The following is a 4,204-nucleotide window of genomic DNA, read 5'->3' on the forward strand; positions in this document are numbered from 1 at the left end:
ATACCTTATTAGCTTTTATTGTTCTTGTTCATTGATATGAGTTAAGACTTGTTCGAGAATACTGAAAACATGAAGATCATCAAGACTGTAAACCATGCTTTTCCCTTCTCTTCTTGCCTTCACTAAACGTGAATCTTTCAATATTTTTAGTTGGTGTGAAATCGCGGACTGTTCCATATCCAATGCAAGCACAATGTTTCCAACACTGAGCTCTTCTTTCTGTAAAAGAAAGAGAATTGACAAGCGTGTAGGGTCACTAATCACTTTGAATACTTTGCTTATTGATTGGATCTTCTCTTTATTGATTGGCGAAGTTGTTGATGTATCCATATGATCTTATTCCTCTCACATGATTTTCCATTCATATATATATAATACCACATGAGTAAAACGATGCTAGTTTTTTGTTTATAGACAAAATTAAGACTTTTGTATCAGCAATAGTAGTCCATTTGAATAAGAAGCATCTTGTCTTGACAAAACTCATACAGTGAGTTAATATGATTTTGTAAACATATGAATGTAACTTCATATCTTTATCATAATCATTCCGATTTACAAATGAAAGGAGATGGAGACTGGATAAGCCCAAACCATATGAATCCTTGCCTTACTTAAGCAAACAAACGAGCTCAGAATTTGCAAGGCACAAAAAAGTCAACAAAAATCAAAGAAATTTAATAGAAAGGTGATAGAAATGGAAACTACCAAAGAGCAACATTCACAGGAAAAAGAGAAACATAACCACGACCATGATCACAATCACGGGAAGATGCCTATTATTCTATACTTTATTGGTTTGGCATTGGCAATTGTTGCATTGTTCTTAAGTGGAGAATATCAATTAATTAAAAACATCATGTTCTCACTCGCCACAATTAGTGCGGGCTATCATGTCATTGTTCTGGAAGGTCTTGGAGAGACAATTGAGAATACAAAAGCAAATAATAAGTTTACGCCTAATTCTCATATTTTAATGGGATTAGCGGCTATAGGAGCTTCAGCGATAGGGAATTTTTGGGAAGGAACGTTGTTGATTCTCATTTTTTCAGGCGCACATTTCCTGGAAGATTACGCTGAAGGAAGAAGTAGACGAGAAATAACGAAATTACTCGAAATGAACCCAACAACTGCTCGGTTAATTTTGCCTGATGGGAATACAAAGATTGTTGACGTCAGTGAATTAACAGTTGGGGACCAACTTCAAGTACTAAACGGTGACCAAGTACCCATTGATGGAGTCATTTTATCTGGCTCTACTTCCATTGATGAATCGTCTATTAATGGTGAAAGTATACCCAATGAAAAAACAAAAGGAGATACCGTTTTTGGGAGTACGATTAATGGGACAGGCACGTTTACAATGGAAGTCACCAAAGAAAACGAAGATACAGTATTTTCAAAAATTTTACAATTAGTGAACCAGAACCAAGATAATCAAACAAAAGCTGCGAGTATTATCCAAAAATTCGAACCGAAATACGTCACAGTTGTTTTAATTGCCATTCCCCTGTTCGTGTTATTGGCTCCTGTTCTACTTGATTGGACATGGTCACAAAGTATTTATAGGGGATTGGTTCTTTTAGTTGCAGCTTCACCCTGTGCTTTAGCAGCAGCTACCGTATCGGTAACCTTATCAACAACCTCTAACCTGGCCAAAAAAGGTGTCCTTTCAAAAGGTAGTTCTTATCTGTCTCAATTAGCTGATACTCAAGCAATTGCGTTTGATAAGACGGGAACTTTGACCAAAGGAAAACCAGAAGTAACCAATTATTATTTTGCCGATTCTGTGAATGAAGAAAATATTATTGATATCGTAGTGGCTCTTGAAAAAGAATCCAATCACCCTTTAGCAGATGCCATTCTAAGAAAGTTTGAACAAAAAAATAAGCTTACCATTGAAGTAGAAAATCAGATTGGTAAAGGGTTGACGGGAGATTATAACGGAAGAAATTATCGGATTGGAAAACCAACTTCGTTTGACAATGTTGAAAATGAATATATTCGTTTAAATAAGGAATGGGCATCAGAAGGTAAGACAGTCGTATACGTAGCAGAAGATGAGAATGTCATTGGACTTATAGCTCTCATGGACATTCCAAGTGAACATGCAAAAGAAACTATTAATTACTTTAAAGAACACGGCATACACACCACTTTAATTACTGGTGACTCAGAAATGACAGGAAAAGCAGTTGCAGAACAATTAGGAATAGATGAAGTAATCGCGAATGTCATGCCAGAAGATAAATCTCGAATTATTGACGAGCAAAAAGAGAAATACGGCGTAACAGCAATGGTGGGTGATGGTGTAAATGATGCCCCTGCCCTTGTTAATGCAGATGTAGGTATTGCCATGGGGGAAGGAACAGATGTAGCAGTAGAAGTGTCTGATTTGGTTTTAATGCAGAATAATTTATCCAAATTGGTACAATCTCATAATATTGCAACCAAAATGAATCGTGTCATTTGGCAAAATATTTTTTTCTCAATGGCCGTTGTTGTCTTTTTAATTATTGCTAGTTTCTTAGGTTTGACGGATATTGCAATTAGTGTCTTCCTTCATGAAGGAAGTACGTTGGTCGTTATTCTGAATGGACTTCGTTTATTAAAATCTAATTAATTCTATCAAAACCCATAAAGCTAGGGTATAGTAATAACTGTCTGAAGTTAATATGCCTTTAACGTTCTAAAAACGTTAGAGGCATATTTTTTATAAATTACTTTGTCTCAAAAATAATCGATTATGATACGATTTTTAAGGACTGTTTTTTTACTAAAAAAGTAGTCCTTTTCAGTATCAAAACTTTTTTCTTTATGTATGAATCTTTAACCACCATTTATGATACAATAAAATCAAAAAAAGGATGAGTTTTATGAATGGATATATATATGGCTATGCTAGAGTGAGTACACGATCACAAGAGTTAAACCGACAACTAGATTTACTCAATGAACAAAATTGCAATGAGATCCTTACTGAAAAAATGACTGGAACAAAATCCGATCGGCCTCAGCTGAACCGACTAAAAGATAAGATACGCCCTGGAGACACAGTTATAGTGGAAAGTTTCTCGCGTCTAGGTCGTAGTACTAAAGATTTAATTGATCTCGTTACTTACTTTGAAGAGCATAAAGTGAAGCTTGTAAGTCTGAAAGAAAACTTCGATACTAGTACACCCCAAGGACGCTTAATGATGACCGTTTTCCAAGCATTCAGTCAGTTTGAGCGTGATTTGATTGTAGAGCGTACGAAAGAAGGTTTAAAAAGCGCGCGGGCTAGAGGTAGAAAAGGTGGTCGCCCACGCGTTAATCAACGAGATATTGAAAGAGCAGTGAAACTATATGACAGTCAGGAATATAGTGTAAAAGAAATTACGGAAATGACTGGTATTAGTAAAGCTACACTCTATCGATATTTAAAATAGTAAAAAAAAAAAGCATTTTAAGGCAGTTTCGAATCTCCGAGTGGATGACTCTCCACGAAACAGTCTTAAAATGCGTTTTAGTTTATTCGATTCTACAGATATTATATAACTCAATTGTATTCTTTACGTATATCTACATCTTTATACCAATCTAAATGAGGAGCCAGTTCTAACTCTGGCATATCAGGGTATCCTGACCCTCTAAATGCTTCTACCACTAATCGGTGAATATACCTCTTTTATATTAGGTCTAATAGCAAAACCATCCCCTAACATTTTCTGAGAAAACACATCATCTTTCACCTCTGTAATTGGAACAAATACCCCTGTATTTATGCTATGTAGGGTTAATTGGTTCGTCTTCTTTTTAAATTTTTAAAATAAATTCACACTTTATCTTCCCTTCAAAGAAACAATTACTCCATTTCTAGTAATTCTCTCATTTCTGTCTTATAGACTGCTGCTTTATTACCATAAATAATTTGAATACCAGATGGAACATTAACAACACCATTTGCCCCTAGTTTTTCCGTGAAATGAGTACTTGATTCAATTTTACTTGGCTCTTTTAAAGTTATTCTCAAACGTGTAAAACAAGCATCTACTTTTTCAATATTATCTTTACCACCGACAGCAACAATGATCGCTTCTAAAAGCTCTTTAGAATCTGTAGTATTTTCAACAGTACCAGAAATAACAACATCCTCTACTTCTCTACCTGGAGTTTTTAAATTCCATTTAATAATAGCAAATTTAAAAATAAAATAATATAAACA

Annotated in this window: 4 protein-coding genes and 1 pseudogene; 2 read left to right on the forward strand and 3 right to left on the reverse strand. The window is 34.9% G+C overall.

Annotated features, from left to right (window positions below):
* Positions 1–15 precede the first annotated feature (15 nt).
* Positions 16–330 (reverse strand): ArsR/SmtB family transcription factor, encoded by a 315-nt coding sequence (locus tag ACZ2V4_RS11500; protein WP_048728532.1) that lies wholly within the window; start codon positions 328–330, stop codon positions 16–18.
* Between the two features lie 367 nt (positions 331–697).
* On the opposite strand from ACZ2V4_RS11500, the gene ACZ2V4_RS11505 reads away from it, so the two are divergent.
* Together ACZ2V4_RS11505 and ACZ2V4_RS11510 are read left to right on the forward strand one after the other, a co-directional pair.
* Positions 698–2,623: a heavy metal translocating P-type ATPase gene (locus ACZ2V4_RS11505; RefSeq protein ID WP_162485230.1), complete on the forward strand. Its 1,926-nt coding sequence runs from the start codon at positions 698–700 to the stop codon at positions 2,621–2,623.
* A 253-nt stretch (positions 2,624–2,876) separates the two neighbouring features.
* Positions 2,877–3,425, forward strand: a pseudogene (locus tag ACZ2V4_RS11510) (recombinase family protein); the annotation flags it as partial.
* Between the two features lie 204 nt (positions 3,426–3,629).
* Here ACZ2V4_RS11510 and ACZ2V4_RS11515 read toward each other — a convergent pair.
* Both ACZ2V4_RS11515 and ACZ2V4_RS11520 read right to left on the reverse strand, forming a co-directional pair.
* A complete protein-coding gene (locus ACZ2V4_RS11515) occupies positions 3,630–3,764 on the reverse strand; it encodes a PTS glucose transporter subunit IIA (protein WP_086039229.1) in 135 nt (44 codons plus the stop codon).
* Positions 3,765–3,844: 80 nt separating this feature from the next.
* A partial coding sequence (locus tag ACZ2V4_RS11520) for a glucose PTS transporter subunit EIIB (protein WP_186309547.1) occupies positions 3,845–4,204 on the reverse strand: 360 nt, incomplete at its 5' end.

The organism is Macrococcus sp. CoH-51_TC_04 (assembly GCF_058188655.1).

Excerpts from the sequence above, each read along its gene's own strand:
- ACZ2V4_RS11500 (WP_048728532.1), bottom strand. The coding sequence starts at position 330 with ATGGATACATCAACAACTTCGCCAATCAATAAAGAGAAGATCCAATCA.
- ACZ2V4_RS11505 (WP_162485230.1), top strand. The coding sequence starts at position 698 with ATGGAAACTACCAAAGAGCAACATTCACAGGAAAAAGAGAAACATAAC.